13 protein-coding genes are annotated in these 19,135 nt (G+C 68.2%); 6 read left to right on the top strand and 7 right to left on the bottom strand.

From position 1 onward, the window contains the following. Positions 1-221: 221 nt before the first annotated feature. Positions 222-908, bottom strand: coding sequence for an HAD-IA family hydrolase (locus AB3X07_RS07905; RefSeq protein ID WP_369943877.1), 687 nt, complete (start codon positions 906-908; stop codon positions 222-224). Between the two features lie 326 nt (positions 909-1,234). On the opposite strand from AB3X07_RS07905, the gene AB3X07_RS07900 reads away from it, so the two are divergent. Both AB3X07_RS07900 and AB3X07_RS07895 read left to right on the top strand, forming a co-directional pair. Beyond that, positions 1,235-2,002 (top strand): ankyrin repeat domain-containing protein, encoded by a 768-nt coding sequence (locus AB3X07_RS07900; protein WP_369943876.1) that lies wholly within the window; start codon positions 1,235-1,237, stop codon positions 2,000-2,002. A gap of 34 nt (positions 2,003-2,036) precedes the next feature. After that, on the top strand, positions 2,037-3,233 hold the full coding sequence (locus tag AB3X07_RS07895) for an XVIPCD domain-containing protein (protein WP_369943875.1): 1,197 nt from the start codon (positions 2,037-2,039) through the stop codon (positions 3,231-3,233). An 88-nt stretch (positions 3,234-3,321) separates the two neighbouring features. On the opposite strand, the gene AB3X07_RS07890 is transcribed toward AB3X07_RS07895, so the two are convergent. The 3 genes from AB3X07_RS07890 to AB3X07_RS07880 form a co-directional block, all read right to left on the bottom strand. Further along, positions 3,322-4,566, bottom strand: coding sequence for a DUF819 domain-containing protein (locus tag AB3X07_RS07890; RefSeq protein ID WP_369943874.1), 1,245 nt, complete (start codon positions 4,564-4,566; stop codon positions 3,322-3,324). A gap of 388 nt (positions 4,567-4,954) precedes the next feature. Then, positions 4,955-7,036, bottom strand: coding sequence for a prolyl oligopeptidase family serine peptidase (locus AB3X07_RS07885; RefSeq protein ID WP_369943873.1), 2,082 nt, complete (start codon positions 7,034-7,036; stop codon positions 4,955-4,957). A 470-nt stretch (positions 7,037-7,506) separates the two neighbouring features. Next, entirely contained in the window at positions 7,507-9,489 is a 1,983-nt protein-coding gene (locus AB3X07_RS07880; protein ID WP_369943872.1) for an OPT family oligopeptide transporter, read from the bottom strand. 641 nt (positions 9,490-10,130) lie between these two features. Here AB3X07_RS07880 and AB3X07_RS07875 point away from each other — a divergent pair. The 3 genes from AB3X07_RS07875 (at position 10,131) to AB3X07_RS07865 (ending at position 13,953) form a co-directional block, all read left to right on the top strand. Continuing rightward, a complete protein-coding gene (locus AB3X07_RS07875) occupies positions 10,131-11,897 on the top strand; it encodes a peptide MFS transporter (protein WP_369943871.1) in 1,767 nt (588 codons plus the stop codon). Positions 11,898-12,111: 214 nt separating this feature from the next. Continuing rightward, positions 12,112-12,276, top strand: a complete 165-nt coding sequence (locus AB3X07_RS07870) for a hypothetical protein (RefSeq protein ID WP_369943870.1) — start codon at positions 12,112-12,114, stop codon at positions 12,274-12,276. 111 nt (positions 12,277-12,387) lie between these two features. Beyond that, entirely contained in the window at positions 12,388-13,953 is a 1,566-nt protein-coding gene (locus tag AB3X07_RS07865; RefSeq protein WP_369943869.1) for an asparagine synthase-related protein, read from the top strand. Between the two features lie 132 nt (positions 13,954-14,085). On the opposite strand, the gene AB3X07_RS07860 is transcribed toward AB3X07_RS07865, so the two are convergent. From AB3X07_RS07860 to AB3X07_RS07850, 3 genes are all read right to left on the bottom strand, one after another. After that, positions 14,086-16,095: an alpha/beta hydrolase family protein gene (locus tag AB3X07_RS07860; RefSeq protein WP_369943868.1), complete on the bottom strand. Its 2,010-nt coding sequence runs from the start codon at positions 16,093-16,095 to the stop codon at positions 14,086-14,088. Positions 16,096-16,321: 226 nt separating this feature from the next. Further along, on the bottom strand, positions 16,322-16,807 hold the full coding sequence (locus AB3X07_RS07855) for a hypothetical protein (RefSeq protein ID WP_369943867.1): 486 nt from the start codon (positions 16,805-16,807) through the stop codon (positions 16,322-16,324). A 170-nt stretch (positions 16,808-16,977) separates the two neighbouring features. Then, positions 16,978-17,985, bottom strand: coding sequence for a LacI family DNA-binding transcriptional regulator (locus AB3X07_RS07850; protein ID WP_369943866.1), 1,008 nt, complete (start codon positions 17,983-17,985; stop codon positions 16,978-16,980). 95 nt (positions 17,986-18,080) lie between these two features. Between AB3X07_RS07850 and AB3X07_RS07845 the strand changes: the two genes are divergently transcribed. Beyond that, complete coding sequence (locus AB3X07_RS07845) at positions 18,081-19,133, top strand: sugar phosphate isomerase/epimerase family protein (protein ID WP_369943865.1); 1,053 nt, start codon at positions 18,081-18,083, stop codon at positions 19,131-19,133. Positions 19,134-19,135: the final 2 nt, after the last annotated feature.

Here is a 19,135-nt window from a genome sequence, read left to right as displayed (position 1 = left end):
GTTCGCCGACGACGCGCGCGCGCCCCACTCTTGAAGCGATGACGATGCGCGGCGATGCCTGGCAACAGGCATCGCCGCTTCGCTGTTGTAGGAGCGGCTTCAGCCGCGACGGATCCTGTCAGAACCTGTCGCGGCTGAAGCCGCTCCTACAACAGGAAAAATGCGCCGCGCACTCGCGAAAAATCCCCAATCCCCAATCCCTAATTCCCAATCCCGGCCTTTCAGGCCGCAGCGGCGCGCACAAGCTCCGCGTAGATGCGCGGCAATTCGCGCATGTGCGGCATCACCGCGGCGACGCCAAGTTCGCGCAGGGTGGCGGCATGGCCGGCGGGAATATGCGCCGCGCCGGTGAAGCCGATCACGGTCATGCCCGCGTCCAGGGCGGCGCGCGCGCCGGTCGCGCTGTCCTCGATCACCAGGCAACGCGCCGGCGCCACGCCCAGCGTGTGCGCGGCCAGCAGGTAGACGTCCGGCGCCGGCTTCGGTCGCGCCACCATGTCGGCGCTGAAGATATTGCCGCCGACGCGCTCGCTCAGTCCCGCGCGCGCCACCGAGGCGACCACGCTGTGGCGATGGCTGTTGGACGCCACCGCCAGCGGCAGCGCGATCGCCAGCAAGGCCTCGCGCACGCCATCGATCGGCTGCACCTCGGCGGCGATCAGCGCCTCCGAACGCCGCCGGATGTCCTCGAACGTGCCCGGCGGCAGCGCGATCGCGAAATGCCGCTGCACGCGCTCCACGATCTCCTCGGCGGTCTGGCCGAAGCTGCCGGCCAGGAACTGCTCGAGTTCGGCGCGCGGCACGTAGCCGCTGAGCGCGTCGAGCATGACCCGATCGGCCAGCACCTCGCTGTCGACGAGCACACCGTCGCAGTCGCTGATCAACAGGTCGAAGGGAGTCGCCGTCATCGCCAGATCCTCGTGCAAAACCGCATTATGCCGGGATGCGCATGTACACCAGCGTGCTCGCGGTGCCGGTCGCGCGTGATGGACGTGGTGGACACGCGTCGCACCCACGCGCAGTGAGCAACGAGATCGCTTGCCGGCGAATCGGACCACATCCGCAAGCGGGACCGCAGTAGCGCACGCCGCAGTGCCGCGGCGTATGCCCCGCGCACCCAAGTGCGCTGTAACAAAACCTTACCGAATCGCCGCGAGGCAGCTGCTAGCATCGGTCCGGGACGCGAGGACTGCGCCCCATCGGAACTGGAACGCGAACAGAAAAGGAGACGTCCATGCGCAAGCGGTTTCCCACCCTGATCGCGCTTGCGACCTCGATGTTCTTCTCGGTCTCATGCGCCGCCTCGCCCGGCGCCAAGGAGCATTCCGCCATGTCAGCCACCCTGCAGGATCATTCGGTCGCCTTCCGCGACCCCGCTCTCGCCGATATCGCCGCCGCCGTCGCCCGCGGCGATGCCGCACGCATCGCCGCGCTGGCGCCGACCGTGGACCTGTCCGCGCATGGCGACCAGAACGTCACCCTGCTCGAATACGCGATCTGGCACGAGCAGCCGCGCGCGCTCGCCGCCTTGCTGGACGCCGGCGCCAATCCGGCCGAACCGGGCATGGACCAGGAAACCGTCGTGCACATGGCGGCGATGGCCAAGGACCCGCAGTACCTCACGATCCTGCTGCAGCACGGCGCACCGATGGATCCGGTCAGCGCGCGCGGCAACTGGACGCCGCTGTTCCGCGCCGTGCAGAGCAAGCGCGACGCACAGATCCAGTTGCTGCTGCAGGCCGGCGCCGATCCGCACCGGGTCGACGCCAGCGGCAACTCGCTGCTGCACCTGGCCGCGCAGAGCGGCGCCGGCAACCCCTGGGTGCTGAAGCTGCTGCAGGCCGGGGTCGATCCCAGCCTGCGCAACGCGCAGCAGAAGACCTTCCAGGCGTACTTCTTCACCACGCCCGAACGGCTGCTCAACAGCACCGCGCAGCAGACCCGCGCCGCGGTGCGCGAGTGGCTGACCGCCCACGCCATTCCCCTGGAAGCGACCCGCTGATGCGGACGGTCGCCAGACACGCAAGGAGCCGCGCATGAGCACGCACGATCTTCCCGGCACCACCGCCTCCGCCCCCTTCGCCGAGGCCGTCCGCGGCCAGCAGCCGCAGGCGGTGGACACGCAACTTCCCGCCCTGCTGCAGGACCTGTACGCCACCGCCGAGCAGCGCCGCGCCGGTGGCGCGGAGACGTTCGCGCCACTGCCCGGCGGCTGGAGCCGCATGGACGACGCCGCGGTACAGGGCGCCGGCATCGACCCGGGCATGCTGCACGACGCCAAGAGCGGCTTCGACGCGGCGCTGTACCGCAACGCGCAGGGCAACGTGGTGCTGGCCTTCTGCGGCACCGACGAAGGCAAGGACTGGAAGCACAACATCGGCCAGGGCCTGGGGTTCTCCGACGCGCAGTACGCCTCGGCGATGCAGCTCGGCAGCCAGGCCAGGCAGGCGTTCGGCGAGAACCTGATGATCTCCGGGCACTCGCTCGGCGGCGGCCTGGCCGCGGCCTCGTCGATGGTCAACGACGTGCCGGCGGTGACCTACAACGCCGCCGGCGTCAACGACCGCACCCTGGAACGGGAAGGCCTGGACGCGTCGGCGGCCAAGGCCTATGCCGCCGACGGCCTGATCCGCGGCTACCACGTCAAGAACGAACTGCTGACCCACCTGCAGGAAGACAGCATTCCGCTGAAATGGGTGATGCCCGACGCGGCCGGGCATCAGATCCAGTTGTCGGATCCGGACCCGCTGTCGTTCGGCCAGCGCCTGGTGCCGGGCATGATGCTCAAGCATCGGCTGGACCTGCATGGCATCGATTCGGTGATCAAGGCGCAGTCGCTGGAAGCGCAGACCCAGGCACAGGGCCAGGAGCACGCGCTGCCGCCGGGCAGCCGCCTGTTCAACGATGCGGTGGTGCAACTGGACGGGCAGCGCGAGCGGCTCGGCCTGCGCGACGACGGCAGCTTCATCAACACCGCCGCCAGCGTCGCCGCGCGCGCCGGCAGCGACGGCCTGGAACGGATCGACCAGTTGCTGCCCAGCCGCGACGGCGACCGCCTGTTCGCGGTGCAGGGCCGCCCCGAGGATCCGGCGCACCTGCGCAGCCAGGTGCAGACCGCGGCCGCGGCCAGCGAACCGGCGCAGCGCAACGTCGGCCAATTGCAGCAGCAGAACCTGCAGGCGGGTGCGCCACAGCAGGAAGAGCCGCAGCGTCGGGTATCGATGCAGCAGTAGCCGCATCCCCCTCTGTAGGAGCGGCTTCAGCCGCGACCGGGCATTCCCGGGAAAGCCTCGGTCGCGGCTGAAGCCGCTCCTACAGGGTTCATGCCACGCCGGCCATCGCGCGCAAGGTGATCCCGACCAGATACGCCAGATAGGTGCCGGTGGCATACCCCATCGTGCCCAGCAGCACGCCGACCGGCGCCAGCGCCGGATGGAACGCGGCCGCCACCACCGGCGCGGACGCCGGGCCGCCGACGTTGCTCTGCGAGCCGATCGCGAAGTAGAAGAACGGCACCCGCAGCAGCTTGCCCAACGCCAGCAGCAGCACCACGTGCACGCAGAGCCAGATCAGCCCGAGCGCGAAGATCCAGGGCCGATCGAACAGCGCCAGCAGGTCCATCTGCATGCCGATGCAGGCGATCAGGAAATACAGCAGCAGCGTGCCGATCCGCGAGGCGCCGGCGCCTTCCAGGGTGCGCGCGCGGGTGAAGCTCAGCAGCAGGCCGATGGTGGTGGCCAGCACCACCACCCACACGAACGGCGAGCCCAGGCTGAACTGCTTGGCCCAGGCGACGTTGGCGTCGAACCAGGCCGCGGCCGGCGCCGCGATGGCATGCGCCAGGCCGACCGCGCCGAACGCGATGGCCACGATCAGCATCAGGTCGGTGAGGCTGGCCACGCGCTCGTGTTGCGCCTGGAACTGCGCGATGCGCCGTTGCAGGTCGTCGATGCCGCTGGTGTCGGCGCCGCTGCGCGCGTCGATCGCCGCCGCGCGCGGGGCGAGGAAGATCAGCAACGCCATCCACACGTAGCCGACGCCGACGTCGACCACCGCGAACTGGCCGAAGGTGGTGGCGTCGACCTGGAACACCTCGCGCATCGCCAGCATGTTGGCGCCGCCGCCGATCCAGCTGCCGGCCAGCGCGGCCATGCCGGCCCAGGTGTCGCCGGCCACGGTGACCGGGTGCAGCCACTTCATGATCTGGAACGCCACCACCGCGCCGAGCATGATGCTGAAGGAGGCGCCCAGGTACATCGCCACCAGTTTCGGCCCCAGGCGCAGGATGCCCTTGAGGTCGATGGTGAGGGTGAGCAGCACCAGCGCCGCCGGCAGCAGCACGTCGCGTGCGACCGGGTCGTACAGCCGGTTGTTGCCACCGTCGATCAGGCCGACGGTGTTGTAGATGCCGGGGATGAGGTAGCACAGCAGCAGCGCCGGCACCACGCCGTAGAAGCGCTTCCAGAACCCCGACGGCCGCCCCGCGGTCCAGAACACCGCGCCCAATGTGGCGGCGATCAGGCCGAAGATGACGATGTCGTTGTGGATCAGGGGCGTCGACGGCATGGAGGTCTCGCGCTATGGTGATCGGAAACGGCGCTGGCGGGACGCCGGCATGCTGTCCGGCGCCGCATCGCCGTCAGGCTGGTCGACGAAGGAGCATCCTCGCCCCTTCCAAACATCGGCCCGCCGACGCCGCCCGCCAGGCCGGCAGCGCCAAGCCATGCGCGGTGGCTGATATGACCGACGTGCCACCGGTGAAATACAGGGCGGAAGTGCACGCAGAACAGGACAGGGAAGCGGCGCGCCGGTGCCGCTGCGGCAGCCCCGTGCGGGAGGGGCCTCAGCCCCGACGCCTTGCCGATGACGCGTCGGGGCCGAAGCCCCTCCCACAACGGCAACTGCCGCCTACCACCGGAAAATCCCGAATCCCGAATCCCGAATCCCGGCCCCACTACTGCCCGATATGCTGCTTCAACCAGCCATTGACCGTGTCGTGCCACAGGATGCTGTTCTGCGGCTTCAGCACCCAGTGGTTCTCGTCCGGGAAGTACAGGAACTTCGATTCGATGCCCTGCCGCTGCGCCGCGGTGAACGCCGCCAGCCCCTGCTCGACCGGGATGCGGAAGTCGAGCTGGCCGTGCACGATCAGCATCGGCTTCTTCCAGTCGGCCACATGGTTGACCGGGTTGAACTTCTCGTAGTTCGACGCCTTCTGGTACGGCGTGCCGCCCTGCTCCCACTCGGTGAACCACAGTTCCTCGGTGGCGTAGCCCATCATGCGCTGGTCGAACACGCCGTCATGGTTGACCAGGCACTTGAACGGCGAATTCCAGTTACCGGCGATCCAGTTGACCATGAAGCCGCCGTAGCTGGCGCCGAGCGCGCAGGCCTTGTCGCCGTCGAGGAACTTGAACTGCTTCTGCGCCGCGGCCCAGCCCTTCTGCAGGTCTTCCAGCGGACGGTCGCCCCAATGCTGGCTGATCGCATCGGTGAAGGCCTGGCCGTAGCCGGTGGAGCCGTGGAAATCGATCATCACCACCGCGTAGCCCTGGCCCGCGTAGGTCTGCGGATTCCAGCGGTAGCTCCAGCCGTTGCCGAAGCTGCCCTGCGGGCCGCCGTGGATCAGGAACGCCACCGGATAGGTCTTGCCCGCCTCGTAGTTCCACGGCTTGACCACGTAGCCGTGCACGGTCTCGTCGTTCCAGCCCTTGAAGGTGAATTGCTCGGCGTCGCCGAACTTCACCTCGGGCAGCATCTCGCCGGCGCTGGGGGTGATCGCGCGCATCGCGGTGGCGCCGCCATCCTTGGCGATCGGCGCGGTGAACAACTGGTTGCCGGTCTGCAGCGAGTTGGTCATCACCGCCAGGGTGTCGCCCTTGATGCCGAATTCGGCCACGCTGTTGCCGCCGACCAGTTGCGACACGCCACCGTTGGCGACGTCGATCTCGAACAGCGGATGCTGGCCCAGTTCCTGCGCCGGCACGTACAGGGTCTTGCCGTCGGCGGACACCTGGATGGCGTCGGCCGAGCGATCCCACTTCGGCGCGATCTCGCGGGTCTTGCCGCTGGCCAGGTCCATCGCCATCAGCCCGAAGCGGTCGGCCTCGAAGCCCGGACGCTTCATCGCGCGGTAGTACAGGGTCTTGCCGTCGGGCGAGAACACCGGGCCGGCGTCCCAGGCCGGATTGGCCGCGGTCAGGTTCACCGGCGCCGCCTTGCCGGCGGCATCCAGCCGGTACAGGTCGAAGTTGGTCGACCACGGCTCCTCGCGCCCGGCCAGGCGCACGCTGGCGACCAGCGACTGCCCGTCCGGCGCCCAGGTGTAGTCCTCGCCGCCGCCGAACGGCTTGGACGGGATGTCGCCGGCCAGGGTGGCGCTGAGCGCCGAGGCGCCGACCACCGGCTTGGCCTTCGCGCCGCTCGGCAGCGGTGCGACGAACAGGCTGTTGCGGCGGCCGTCGTTCCAGGTATCCCAGTGGCGCACGAACAACTGATCGAACACCACGCCGCTGGCCTTGGCGTTCTTGACCTTGTCCAGCCGCTTCTGCGTGCAGGCCAGGTCCGAGCCGCAGTCCTGGAACACGCCGGCGCTGAAGGCGACGCGGTCGCCCTGCGGGGCGACGTGGTAGCTGTCCACGTCCAGCGCGAAGTCGGTGAGCTGGCGCGGGGCACCGCCGGACAGCGGCAGCGCGTACAGCTGCTGGCGGCCGGACTTGGCGCTGAGGAAGTAAACAGTCTTGCCGTCGGCCGACAGTTCCGGCGAATTGACGTTCCAGCCTTCCGGGGTCAAGCGCTTGGGCGGCGCCAGGTCGCGGGTGCGCAGGTCGCGCAGCCACAGCCCGGTGCTGGCCTTGTACGTGGCCTTGTCCACCTGCCGCTTGGCGAACAGCACGGTGCCGCCGTCCGGGGTCAGCAGCGGCGAGGACACCCGGTCCATCGCCACCATGTCGCGGACGTCGAAACCGCGGGTCGCCGCCAGCGCGGGCAGCGCGGTCAGCAGGCACAGGGGCAGCAAGGCGTAGCGCAAGGTCATCGGGCGTCTCCGGAACACGGCAAAACGTCGATGGTAGGGGCGCGGGTGGGCGTGGCGCAAAGGACTGAAGTCATGGAGGGGCTGGGATTGGGGAATCGGGAATGGGGAGTGGCAAGAGCGGGACGCGGGCTCGGTAGGCGCTGCGAACGCCGGTGCGCGGCTGGCTGAGGAGCTGGGAGTGGGGAATCGGGAATGGGGATTGGTAAGCGCGAGGCGCGGGCTTGGTGGGAGGTGCGAGGGCCGCTGGACGGCTGGCCTCGTTTGGTGAGGCGGGTGCCGCTGGACGCGCGGTCGGGGCGCGGCATGGCCTGGCGGCCTGTGCGATGTCCACCATGCAAGCCGTCCGGGCCAGCTGCGGCCGGCAGCGGCCTTCGGTCCCGGCCCTGCACGCGTGTCGCGGTGGCTGGGTCCGGATATGCGAAGCCCGGCGCGGGGCCGGGCTTCGGGTGGTGCGGGAGCGCGGGCGGCGGTTACGCGCGCGGCGTGGCTGGTTCGCCCTTGCGGCCGGTGCGGTACAGCAGCAAGCCGACCAGGGCGAGCAACGCCAGGCCCCACCACTGGTTCAGATGCAGCACTTCCGGCAGCGCCAGCACGTCGGCACGGCCGGACGCCACGATCGGCACGGCGATGGCGATGCCCATCAGCGCCTCGCCGGTGATCAGGCCGGCGGCGAACAGGGTGCCCGGACGGTGCACGCGATCGCGGCCCTCTTCGTCGTCGGCGCGGATCTTGTGGAAGCGCTCGACCAGGTGGCTGAGCAGGCCGCCCAGGAAGATCGGCACCATCAGCTCCAGCGGCAGGTAGATGCCGATCGCCGCGGCCAGCACCGGCACGCGGAAGCGCTTGCCGGTCGCCTTCAGCCACTCGTCGATGGCGATGATCGCCGCGCCGACGCCGGCGCCGATGGCGATCATGGTCCACGGCAGTTCGCCGCCGAACAGGCCCTTGGCCACCGAGGCCATCAGCGTCGCCTGCGGTGCGGCCAGCGCGTTCGGGTGCTGCGGCGTCGCCGCGCCGATGCCGTAGGCCTGGGCCAGCAGGTTCAGCACCGGCGCCATGATCAGCGCGCAGGAGAACGCACCGATCGCCAGCATCAGCTGCTGCTTCCACGGCGTGGCGCCGACCAGGTAGCCGGCCTTCAGATCCTGCAGGTTGTCGCCGCCCACCGCTGCGGCGCAGCACACGACCGCGCCGATCATGATCGCCGCGACCGCGCCGATCGGCGCGCCGCCGATGCCCACCGGCGCCAGTCCGCTCTTGCCCAGCAGCAGCACCAGCACCGCCGAGGCGAACAGGATGGTGGAGATGGTGATGCCGGACACCGGGTTGTTCGACGAGCCGATCAGGCCGGCCAGGTAGCCGGACACCGACACGAACAGGAAGCCGGCGACGATCATGATGATGGTCATCGGCACGCTCACGTGCCACTGGCCGACGATGGCCTGATACAGCCCCAGCAGCGGCAGCGTGCACAGCAGCAGCGCCACCAGCATCCATTTCATCGGCAGGTCGCGGTCGGTGTCGGCCACGATGGTGCCGGCGGTGCTCTTGCGGGCGGCGGCGAAGCCGCTCTTCACGCCCGACAGCAACGACTTGCGCAGCGAGAACAGCGTCCACACGCCGCCGATCAGCATCGCGCCCACGCCCAGGTAGCGCACCTTGGCCGCCCAGATGCCGAACGCGGCCTCGGCTGCCGGCGCATTCGCCAGGCTCTGCGCCAGCGCCGGGTCGGAGCCCATGAAGAACTGCTGGTACAGCGGGATGGCGATGTGCCAGGACAGGATCGAGCCGGACAGCACCACGATGCCGACGTTGAGCCCGACGATGTAGCCCACGCCCAGCAGCGCCGGCGACAGGTTGGTGCCGACGTAGCCGACCAGCTTGCTGCTGCCCAGGTAGGTGGCCTGCGCCCAGGTATCCGGGATCAGTTTCAGGCCGCTGGCCGCGGCCAGCTTGACCAGCCCGCCGATGCTCGCCGACAGCGCCAGGATCTTCAGGCCCGGCCCCGGATTGTCGCCGGCCTTGAGCACTTCCGCCGCGGCCTTGCCTTCGGGGAAGGGCAACGGATCCTCCACGATCATCGAGCGCCGCAGCGGCACCGAGAACAGCACCCCGAGCAGGCCGCCCATGCCGGCGATGCCCAGCACCCACCAGTACTTGAAGTCGGGCCAGTAGCCCATGATCACCAGCGCCGGGATGGTGAAGATCACCCCCGCCGCGATCGACGAACCGGCCGAGGCGCCGGTCTGCACGATGTTGTTCTCGAGGATGGTGCCGCCGCCGAGCAGGCGCAGCACGCCCATCGACACCACCGCCGCGGGGATCGCGGTGGCGATGGTCAGGCCGGCGAACAGCCCCAGGTAGGCGTTGGCGGCCGACAGCACGACGGCCAGCACGATCGCCAGCACGACCGCGCGGAAGGTGAGCTGACGCGGTGCAGCAGCGTTGTTCATGGTTGCCCCTGAAACGAAAAAACGTTTTCCACGCTAGCGTCTGGGGATGGGCAAGTCCAGCGTTCTGGCTCCCAGCTTGTGGCACATGCCTGGGAAGCGGGGATTGGGGATTCGTGGAGGCGATGGCGCCGCGGCGTCAGCGAATTAGCCCCTCTCCCGGCGGGAGAGGGGTTGGGGTGAGGGTGCGGCGCGAAAGCGACTCGCGGAGTTTGGTGCACGAGGCTGCGCCTCGTACCCTCATCCGCCCCTGCGGGGCACCTTCTCCCGACGGGAGAAGGGAAGAGCCTAGCCCCTCTCCCGCCGAGAGAGGGGTTGGGGTGAGGGTCCGGCGCGAAAGCGACGCGTGGAATCTGTTGCACGAGGCTGCGCCCGTACCCTCATCCGCCCCTTCGGGGCACCTTCTCCCGACGGGAGAAGGAACAGCCGCTAGCCCCTCTCCCGCCGGGAGAGGGGTTGGGGTGAGGGTGCGGCGCGAAAGCGACGCGCGAAGCTGGGCGGACGAGACTGCCTCCAAAAACAACCAACATCACTGGTCACCTTTCCCGCCGCCCAACCAAAAATGCCCCGGCGCCCTGGCCCAGCCGCCAACCCATGCCAGCGCGCCTATACTCCGCCGCTGCCCTCTTCCGCCAAGGCCCGCCGTGTCCGCTTCGACCCTGCCGCTGCGCGACGCGCGCGACGACTTCCTCGGCCATCCAAAGGGCGTCTACGTCTGCTTCTTCACCGAGATGTGGGAGCGCTTCTCCTTCTACGGGATGAAGGCGTTGCTGCTGCTGTACCTGACCAAGTACCACCTGTTCGACGACAAGGCCGGGCTCGACCTGCTCGGCGCCTACGGCGGGCTGGTGTACTGCGTGCCGGTGCTCGGCGGCCTGCTCGCCGACCGCTGGCTGGGCATGCGCAAGGCGGTGGTGTTCGGCGGGCTGCTGCTGGTGCTCGGCCATCTCGGCATGGCCTTCGAGGGCCACGCCGCCACCCGCGTCCATGGCGAGGTGGTACGCGACACCTCGTCGCTGGGCATCACCTACCTGTCGTTGGCGCTGATCATCATGGGCGTGGGTTTCCTCAAGCCCAACATCTCCACCATCGTCGGCAAGCTCTACCCCGCCGACGATCCGCGCCGCGACGCCGGCTTTTCCCTGTTCTACGCCGGCATCAACCTCGGCGCGCTGTTCGCCTCGCTGGTCTGCGGCTTCCTGGGCGAGGCCTACGGCTGGCGCTACGGCTTCGGTGCCGCCGGGATCGGCATGCTGCTCGGCCTGGGCATGTTCCTGTGGGGCCAGAAGTACCTGCACGGCCACGCCGAGCCGGCGCAACCGGCACTGCTGCGCGCGCGCGTGTTCGGCATGCCGCGCGAATGGGCGATCTACCTGGCCGCGACGCTCGGCGTGGTGCCGGTGGCCGGCCTGATGTGGGCCGCGGCCAATGGCGCCTTCAGCCTGGGCGGGGAAATCTCCCTGGCGCTGCTGCTGATGCTGCTTGTGCTCGGCGCGGTGCTGCTGTGGTTCGCCTGGTTCACCGGCACCCAGTGCACGCCGGTGCAGCGCCAGCAGATGATCGCGCTGATGGTGCTGATCGCGATGGCGCTGGTGTACTTCACCCTGTACGAGCAGACCTACGGCTCCTGGGTCACCTTCACCGACCGGCTGATGACCAAGGACATCGTGCCGTCGCTGGTGATCCGCGACGGCACCCCGCTGCCGTGGTCGATCGCCTCGCTGCTGCTGGCGCCGCTGGGCTTCGTGCTGGCCGCGTCGCTGTCCGACCGGCGCCCAGCGTCGGCGGCGCCACGCGTGCTGTTCGTGGTGGTGGGGGCGCTGATGCTGCTGTTCCTGATCCGCGACTGCCTGGTGCTGCCGCAGACCGCCGGCTCGCTGACCTACCTGGGCGCGCTGTTCCTGGTGCTGCTGGCGCCGCTGTTCGCGGCGCTGTGGGCATGGCTGGAGCGGCGCAATCTGGAGCCGTCCAAGCCGCTCAAGTCGGCCGCCGGCCTGCTGCTGGCCGGGCTGTCGTTCGTGCCGCTGGCGCTGGCCGCGCAGCAGGTCGGCGCCAGCGGACAGATGGCCAGCGTGTGGTGGCTGGTGCTGGCCTACCTGGTGCTGGAGGCCGGCGAGATGTGCCTGTCACCGGTCGGCCTGTCGGCGGTGACCCAACTCGCGGTGCCGCGCGTGGTCAGCCTGATGATGGGCACCTGGTTCCTGGCCACCGCCTTCTCCGAAGCGTTGGCGGCGCTGTTCGGCAAGCTCGCCGCGATCGAGGTGCCGGACGGCGAGGCGCTGAACGTCGCCGACGCCGCGGCCAAGTACGCGCACCTGTTCTGGCTGATGCTGTGGATCGGCCTGGGCTGCGCGCTGCTGGCCTTCCTCGCCGCGCCATTGCTTCGGCGGATGATGCACGGGGTGCGCTGAGCGGCTGCGTCGCCTTGGGGCGACGCAAACGCTTCGCGTGTCGGCGCGTGCGCAGCTCGCATGGTCGGTGACGAAGGCACCGATAAGACCTGCGAATCGTGCTGAGCCGCCCGCACCGCCAGCCATGACCGCCATCCCAACTTGTCACCCCATGGGCGCAGTGCTAGGTTTTGTTGGTCGCCGCATGACGACATAGAGGAAGAGGAGCTTCGTGATGAAAATTCAAGACGCCAAATTAGAGAAACAGGATTCTCACTCCAACCCGTTCGCGGTCCAGCTCGACGAGCCCATGCAAAACATCGCGGCGCCGGGCGTCTGCGAGATGAAGCCATATCTTGGCGAGGATTCTCGCTGGTACTCCACGCAACCAGGCGGCTGAAACGACGGCGGCTCGCTCAAGACGTCGCGATACATAACGCCGCCGTCAGGCGGCGTTTTTTGTTCGAAAACGTGATGACCACCGACACCGAACACAGGCAGTCGAGTCTCCATGATCAAGGCCAACATTGCCTTCACCGACCTCGAGCAACCGCTCGTATGGCGGGACAATACCCTGTCTCTCGGGCAAAGCCGGATCGCGCCCTACGGTCACTCCGCCGTGGAAACCATCGTGGTCCGCACGCAGGGACAGTGGTTCGCCACGGTGCGCGAGCGTTGCCGGGATGTCGAGGGGGAAAATGCCGATACGGGCGCGCTGGTCGACGCCGATCGATTCAACCACCTGTACAAAGAGGCGCTCCTATGGCCGCTCGATTACCTGATGATCGAAGTGGCCCAGGCCGGATGCCGACTGAAGTTGCGCGCCGGCCTTCTCGGATCGGCGCCTGTCTATTGCCGGGTCGCCGATGACGGGCTGGAAATCTCCTACGATCTGGCCGACTTCTTTTCCCGACCCACGACCATTGATTTGGAGATGGCCAGTCGGCGTCTGGCACTCAACGCGGATTATTCCGCCAGGCAATTGTGTTCGGGCGTTGTGATGCTGACAGAACGCGCCACGCTTTACGCCGAACCAGGCCGGGCGCGTTACGTCTACCCTTCGCCCACCGAAGCCGTATCGCCTTCCGAGGAAGCAGTGATCGACTACGGCATGGAGCGATTCGAGCAACTGTTGCAGCGCGCGGTCTCGATTCGACCGGTATCCAAGCCGATAGCCGTCGAGCTAAGCGGCGGCATGGACTCGGCGACCGTTGCGTGCGCGCTGACTCGCTTGCACGGGAACATCCTGAGCCTGGGCATCCTGCTCGACGAGGGATACAGCCAGGCCCAGGCCGAACGCCGCCGCATGCTCGTCGAAACGCTGGGCCTTCGCGATACGACCGTGCATATCGATGCACTTCCGCCAACGCTCGATCTGCGACCGCGTGCGGATCGAGCGGACTATCCCCTGGCCGAGTTCTATCTCGAAGCATTCGAAACCTTGTGGGACGACGCGCAAGCGCAGGGCAGCGAACAGCTTTTCACCGGCCTTGGCGGAGACCAATTGTTCCCGACCTATCGGAACGAGGAGCCCCCCACCCGCGGCCCTGGCGACGATGTGGCCTCGGAAGCAAAGCGTCGCGCGGAAGCGTTGCTGACGCCCCGAGCGCTCAATGCATCGCGTTCGATCAGCGGATTCGATGCTCCCCCGGGCCCGTTGTCCGCGTCGGTGTTGGCGTCGAGCATGTGCCAGGCGCCCCATCTGCTTCGGCGAGGTCTTTGGCCGGTCAATCCGTTGAGCGATCCGCACCTGGTTGCTTTTTGCCGGCGCCTGCCTTTCGACAGCCGCAAGGATCGGGAAACGATGTGGCGCTATTTGCGAGCAAACGCAGGCGAAGTATTTCCGCGAAGCTATTGCAAAGAGACGTTCGCCCATGTGCTCCCCGAATTGATCGCACAGCATGCGAAGACGATCGCCATGCAGTTGAGCGAATGCGCCCTTGCCGACTTGGGCCTGGTCAAGCCAGACGCCGTCCTGCAACTGCTGGACGAGTTGGTGGCGACTCGCGCACGCCCGCTGACGGCGCCACTGATCTCGTTCCTTTGGCTGGAACGCTTCGTCAGGCAGTTTGCCTGACGATCGCCTCGCGAGCACGAACGGCGAGGCCGCACCGCCGAAGCTACGCACACCGCGGTCCGATCATCGGATCGGACCGCGGATCGCGCTTGCGGATGTAGGCGTCCGACCGCAGCGCCGGCGCGGCGGCGACTAATGCGTCGCCGCGGGTGCCGCCGGTGCCGATGCCGCCGCCGTCGCGGTCGCCCCTCCCAGCGAGCGGTTCAGGAACGCCAGCAACTGGGTGTAGAACGCACGGCGATGCTCCTCGGTATAGAAGCCGTGGCCCTCGGTCGGAAAGTACAGCGTCTCCACCGGCACGCCTGCCCGCTTCAAGACCGCTTCCATCTTCTTGGAGTGCTCGATCGGCGCACGCTCGTCCTCGCCGCCCGCGGCCAGGAACACCGGCACCTTGATCCGGTCGGCGAGATTCACCGGCGATACCGCCGCCAGCGTCTCGCTCGGCCCCAGCCATTCGCGCAGATAGGTCTCGCCGGAGCGGCGGCGCTGGATATCGCCGCGGGCGTACATCATCGGCAGATCGTAGACCCCCACATAGCCGGCCGCGCAGCGGTACAGCCCCGGCTCCTTGGCCACGCCCATCAGCGATGCGTACGCGCCATAGCTGGCGCCGTACAGGCAGATGCGCGCGGGATCGGCGATGCCCTGCGCGATCGCCCAGCGCGTGGCATCGGTCACGTCGTCCTGCATGGCCTTGCCCCACTGCCGCCCGCCAGCCTGTTCGAACGCCCGGCCGTAGTTGCCCGAACCGCGATAGTTGACCTGCAGCACCGCATAGCCGGCGGCGGCCAGGATCTGCGCGTCCTCGTCGAACAGCCCGCTATCGAAGATGCCGAACGGGCCGCCGTGCGGCATCACCACCATCGGCACCTTGCCCGACGCCGCGGCCGCGGGCAGGGTCACGAAGCCGTACAGCTTGGTGCCGTCGCGCGCCTGCAGCGCGATCGGCCGCACCTGCCCCAGCGACGCCGGCTGCAAGGCGGCGCGGCGCGCGAACACGAAGTCGGCCTTCTTCGCCACGGTGTCGAACAGATAGAACTCGCCGGGATTGCGCCCGGACTGCACCTGCACCAGGTTGAGCCGGCCGTCGCGGGTGCTGGAGGTCACGTACACCGACTGCCCGGGGAATGCCGCCTCCAGCGAGCGCTGGGTCCTCGCCTCGGGCGATTCGGGATCGAAGAACAGGCTGCGCGGCGTGTCGCCCAGCACCTCGATGCCGACGGGGATGCGGGAGCCGTGGCGGTAGATGACGCGGTGCGGATCGGCCAGGCCGTCGCGCGCAACGGTCTTGCGTTGCCCGCTGTCCGCGTTCCAGGCCTCGACCGCGGAACTGCCGCTGGCCTGCTGGACCTCCAGGTAGGCGGTGCGCCCGTCTTCCGAAAAGCCCAGCGGCGTCTCCGCATGGTCGCTGAGATTCTCGTCGTTGAGCAGGCGCCAATCCCCTTCCGGCTCGCGGTAGAACAGCTTGTTGGCATTGTCCGCGTCGGCGCCTGCCGCGAAGCGCACCTTGCCTTGCGCATCGCTGTAGAACGTCGCGCGCCGCACCTTCGGCGTGCCCACCAACGGCCGCCGACGGCCGCTGTAGACGTCCATCACCTCGGCGCGGGTGTATTGCTCGCTGATGCCCAAGGGCCACACGGTGATGGCGATGTTGCGATCGTCGCCCGCTAGCGGGCCGATCGGGTAAGCCGCGACATCCTCCACCTTCTTGGGCTGGATCCGCGTGCCCGCGCCGTTGCCGGTGACCCGGTACCCCACCAGCAACTGCGCCACGCCGCCATTGGCATTGATCGCGAACAGTTCGCCGGTCGGCACCGGCTGATCCAGCGCGCCCATCTTGGTGGTCATGCCGAACACCAGACGCGTGTCGTTGACCCACTCGAAATCGCCGACGTGGGTGTTCTTCTCCATGGAGAAGCTGCCCATCAGCTTGTTGTCCGCGCGCCGCATCACGGTCAGCGCGGTGCGGTCGGCCAATGGCACGGTCGCGGCGTAGTACTCGCCGGTCGGCGACAGCTTCAGTTCCTCGACCTGCTCCTGCTGCAAAAACGCGCCCAGGTTCACCTGCGCCTGTGCACTCCCCGCCCCCATTCCCATCCCCAACAAGCCGCACAACGCGACCGCCCCCAGTCTCAGACTCATCCTTAAACCCCTGTCCATTAGTTTCGATATGACCCGCCGGCGAAGTGTAATACGCCGTGCAACGGCGGAGGAGATGACTGGCCGCCAAGGACCGCGATGCGCCCGTGCATGCGAGCGCAGCCGGCCTGGACGATCAGGCCGACCATCGTGCCGGGCGCGTCTACCGATCAGAAACATGCGTGCACACCAACCCGGCCCACGCCGCTACGTGGCTGGCATGCCACGATCAGCCGAATTTGGACACGCGACTTTTGGAATCGCTCCGCCATGAATTGAGAATGTGCTGCAGGTGGTTCTTCTTGGCGACCAATTCACTGGCAGCGCTCCTATCGCCAAGAATCTCCTGCAGCCTCCGCGCCAGCGTATTGGCCGCCGCGACCAGCGACCGACTGAACTGCGCGACATCGATCGCGCTGGAGCCGACCACCTGCGCGCGCTCCTTCAAGGTCACGGTGAAATTTCCATCCGCGCGCTTTCCCACGTTGAAGGAAAAATCGCCGTCCATGAATCTGAAACTGGCGCGCTCGCCGTACAGCATCAACTCGATCGCCCCGTCGATCCACCAGCCCAGAACGACGTCGGCGAAATCATCCCACCCCGCCTCAGGGAAACAGCGGCCGTCGCCATACTCCACATAAATCCGCGCGAACAAGCTCCTGGACAAAGAGCTCTCGGACAACCTGACCGAATCCGCCTCCAGAACCACCAACATAACGACCTCGTTTTCCATAGATAAGCAGCGCCCCGCCGCCGTCAAGACGCCCCTCGCCACAGGTCGACAACGTCATATCGCACCGGCCGGCCTTCGCCGTCCGGCGCGCACCGCGCACCTCGCCGCTCGCGCAGCCGATCCAGGATCGAAACGCGACGATCCTCCCGCCGTCACCTGCCCTTCGGCGCACCGGTCGAACCACGCACCATCACCCTGAAATCCAGCGTCTGCTGCCGCGGCACCTCCACATTCTCGATGATGGCGAGCAGCAGGTTGACCGCGCGCACCCCGATCTCGCGCATCGGTTGCCTGACCGTCGTCAACGGCGGCGTGAGGTAACTGGACGAGGCCAGATCATCGAAGCCGACGATGGACAGGTCGTCCGGCACGCGGATGCCCAGGTCGCGGCAGGCCGCCAGGGCGCCCAGCGCCATCTGGTCGCTGAAGCAGAAGATCGCGGTCGGCGCGGGCGCGCTGGCCAGCAGCGTCATCGCGGCCGCATGGCCGGATTCCACCGAGAAGTCGCCCGGCACCACGCGCAGGTTGCGCAGGCGGCCGCACGCCTTGCCGGCGGCCCGCGCTCCTTCCAGCCGCTGCTGGTGCAGCGGATTGTCGGGCGGGCCGCCCACCACCGCGATCCGCTCGTGTCCCAGTCCATACAGGTGCTCCATCACCGCGCGCGCGGCGGCCGCGTTGTCGATGTGCACGCTGGGGATGCCCAACGCCGGATCGAACTCGCATCCGTTGACCACCGGCGCGGCACTGCCCAGTTGCCCGACGATCTCGCGCGCCGTCGGCGGCAGCCGATGCCCCAGCACGATCAGGCCGTCGGCCTCGTTGCGCCGAAGCATCTGCGCGTAGCGCTCCTCGCGCTCGGGCCGGTGCTGGGTATCGCCCAGCAGGACCGCGTAGCCGGCGGCCTGCGCCGCGTCCTCCGCGCCTTGCAGGATCTGGGCGAAGAATGGATTGGCGATGTCCGGAACGGTGACCAGCAGCTTGCCGCTGCGCTGCGTCTTGAGCGTCCTGGCCACCGTGTTGGGGACATAGCCCAGCGCGGCGGCCGCCTGCTCGATGCGCGTGCGCGTGGCCGGCAGCACTTTTTCCGGACGGGACAGCGCCCGCGACACCGTGCCGGCGGAGACGCCCACGTGCCTTGCGATGTCGTAGATGGTTGCCATGGGGTCAGCTCTTGGTGTCGCTGTGCAGTGCACAACGGGTCCTGCGGGAGGCCCATGCTAGGATAATGCAATCGATTGCATCGGGGCGAATCACGTTGAAGACGCTCAAGGGTCCAGCGCTGTTCCTGGCACAGTTCATCGGCGACACACCTCCCTTCGATCGGCTGGACACGCTGGCCGCATGGGCCGCGGGGCTTGGCTATTCTGGCGTACAAGTGCCGACCAGCGCGCCGCAGCTGTTCGATCTGGCCCAGGCCGCGCAGAGCCAGGCGTACTGCGACGACATCGCCGGCATGCTGGCCGGGCACGGCCTGCAGATCACCGAACTGTCCACGCACCTGCAAGGGCAACTGGTCGCCGTGCATCCCGCCTACGACAGCCTGTTCGACGGCTTCGCGCCGCCGGACAAGCGCGGCGATCCCGCCGCCCGCCAGGCCTGGGCGGTGGAGCAGTTGAAGCTGGCCGCCAAGGCCAGTCAGCGCCTCGGGCTGACGGCGCATGCCACGTTCTCCGGCGCGCTGGCCTGGCCCTACTTCTATCCCTGGCCGCAACGCCCGCCCGGACTGGTGGAAGCAGCCTTCGCCGAACTCGGCCGCCGTTGGCGCCCCCTCCTCGACACCTTCGACGCCTGCGGTGTCGACCTGTGCTTCGAGATCCACCCGGGCGAGGACCTGCACGACGGCGCGACCTTCGAGCGCTTCCTCGACGTGGTGGACCATCACCCGCGCGCCAAGATCCTGTACGACCCCAGCCACCTGCTGCTGCAGCAGATGGACTACCTGGGCTTCATCGACCGCTACCACGCGCGCATCGGCATCTTCCACGTCAAGGACGCGGAGTACCGCCCCAGCGCGCGCAGCGGCGTGTATGCCGGCTACCAGGACTGGATCGACCGTCCGGGGCGGTTCCGCTCGCTCGGGGACGGCCAGATCGACTTCAAGGCGATCTTCTCCAAGTTCGCGCAATACGATTTCCCGGGCTGGGCGGTGCTGGAGTGGGAGTGCTGCCTGAAGCACCCGGAAGACGGCGCGCGCGAGGGCGCCGCCTTCATCCGCGACCACATCATCCGCGTGACCGAACGCGCCTTCGACGACTTTGCCGACAGCGGCGCCGACCCGGCATCGCTGCGCCGCATGCTGGGGACCTGAAC

Origin of the sequence: Xanthomonas sp. DAR 35659, assembly GCF_041242975.1 — a bacterium.
GTDB lineage: Bacteria > Pseudomonadota > Gammaproteobacteria > Xanthomonadales > Xanthomonadaceae > Xanthomonas_A > Xanthomonas_A medicagonis.
Note: the sequence above shows the minus strand (reverse complement) of the source record. Positions and strands in the feature narration are given on the sequence as shown.

Excerpts from the sequence above, each read along its gene's own strand:
- AB3X07_RS07890 (WP_369943874.1), bottom strand. The coding sequence starts at position 4,566 with ATGCCGTCGACGCCCCTGATCCACAACGACATCGTCATCTTCGGCCTG.
- AB3X07_RS07885 (WP_369943873.1), bottom strand. The coding sequence starts at position 7,036 with ATGACCTTGCGCTACGCCTTGCTGCCCCTGTGCCTGCTGACCGCGCTG.
- AB3X07_RS07850 (WP_369943866.1), bottom strand. The coding sequence starts at position 17,985 with ATGGCAACCATCTACGACATCGCAAGGCACGTGGGCGTCTCCGCCGGC.
- AB3X07_RS07865 (WP_369943869.1), top strand. The coding sequence starts at position 12,388 with ATGATCAAGGCCAACATTGCCTTCACCGACCTCGAGCAACCGCTCGTA.
- AB3X07_RS07870 (WP_369943870.1), top strand. The coding sequence starts at position 12,112 with ATGAAAATTCAAGACGCCAAATTAGAGAAACAGGATTCTCACTCCAAC.
- AB3X07_RS07895 (WP_369943875.1), top strand. The coding sequence starts at position 2,037 with ATGAGCACGCACGATCTTCCCGGCACCACCGCCTCCGCCCCCTTCGCC.
- AB3X07_RS07855 (WP_369943867.1), bottom strand. The coding sequence starts at position 16,807 with ATGTTGGTGGTTCTGGAGGCGGATTCGGTCAGGTTGTCCGAGAGCTCT.
- AB3X07_RS07900 (WP_369943876.1), top strand. The coding sequence starts at position 1,235 with ATGCGCAAGCGGTTTCCCACCCTGATCGCGCTTGCGACCTCGATGTTC.
- AB3X07_RS07860 (WP_369943868.1), bottom strand. The coding sequence starts at position 16,095 with ATGAGTCTGAGACTGGGGGCGGTCGCGTTGTGCGGCTTGTTGGGGATG.
- AB3X07_RS07905 (WP_369943877.1), bottom strand. The coding sequence starts at position 908 with ATGACGGCGACTCCCTTCGACCTGTTGATCAGCGACTGCGACGGTGTG.
- AB3X07_RS07880 (WP_369943872.1), bottom strand. The coding sequence starts at position 9,489 with ATGAACAACGCTGCTGCACCGCGTCAGCTCACCTTCCGCGCGGTCGTG.